At 73.0% G+C, this 878-nt stretch carries 1 protein-coding gene; it reads left to right on the forward strand.

The features are described from left to right. Positions 1-878: condensation domain-containing protein (locus tag FFK22_RS41965; RefSeq protein ID WP_306770274.1), on the forward strand; the 878-nt coding region annotated here is incomplete at both ends.

Consider the following 878-nt stretch of genomic DNA (forward strand, 5'->3'; position numbering starts at 1 on the left):
GAGGCTGCTGGCACGGCACGCGAATCTGCGGGCGGCGTTCCGGCATGGCGGCCTGGAGCGGCCGGTGCAGGTGATCCTGCGCGCGGCGGAGCCGCCCTGGACGGAGCTGGACCTGTCGGGGCTCGGCGAGGCGGCGCTGGCGGAGGCTCTGGCGTCGGACCGCGGCCACCGCTTCGATCTCGGGCAAGGGCCGCTGATCCGCTTCATGCTGATCCGGCTGGGGCCGGAACGGCACCGGCTGGTGATCACCAACCACCACATTCTGCTGGACGGCTGGTCGACGCCGCTGCTGCTGCGGGAATTGTTCGCGTTGTACCGGGCGGGAGGCTCCGCGGAGGGGCTGCCGCGGGTGACGCCGTTCCGGGACTATCTGGGCTGGCTGCGGCGGCAGGACGGGCAAGCGGCGGAGGCGGCGTGGCGGGAGGCGCTGCAGGGTCTGGAGGAACCGACGCGGCTGGCGCCGAGGCGGTCGACGGCGGCGGCGATGCCGGAGACGGTGTCGGTGTCGCTGACGGCGGAGCGGACGGCGGCGCTGACGCGGCAGGCCCGTCGGCTCGGGCTGACGGTGAACACGCTGGTGCAAGGGGCCTGGGGCATCCTGCTGGGCCGCCTGACCGGACGGGACGACGTGGTGTTCGGGGTGACGGTGTCGGGTCGGCCGGCGGAGCTGCCGGGGATCGAGGCCATGGTGGGGCTGCTGATCAACACGCTGCCGCTGCGCCTGCGGCTGCGTCCGGCGGAGCCGCTGGCGGCGCTCCTGGCCCGGTTGCAGGAGGAACAGTCCCGCCTGCTCGCTCACCAGCATCTCGGCCTCACCCGCATCCAGCAGATCGCCGGCTTCGCCGATCTCTTCGACACCCTCCTCGTCTTCGAAAACT

Origin of the sequence: Mycobacterium sp. KBS0706, assembly GCF_005938675.2 — a bacterium.
Lineage (GTDB): Bacteria > Pseudomonadota > Alphaproteobacteria > DSM-16000 > Inquilinaceae > Inquilinus.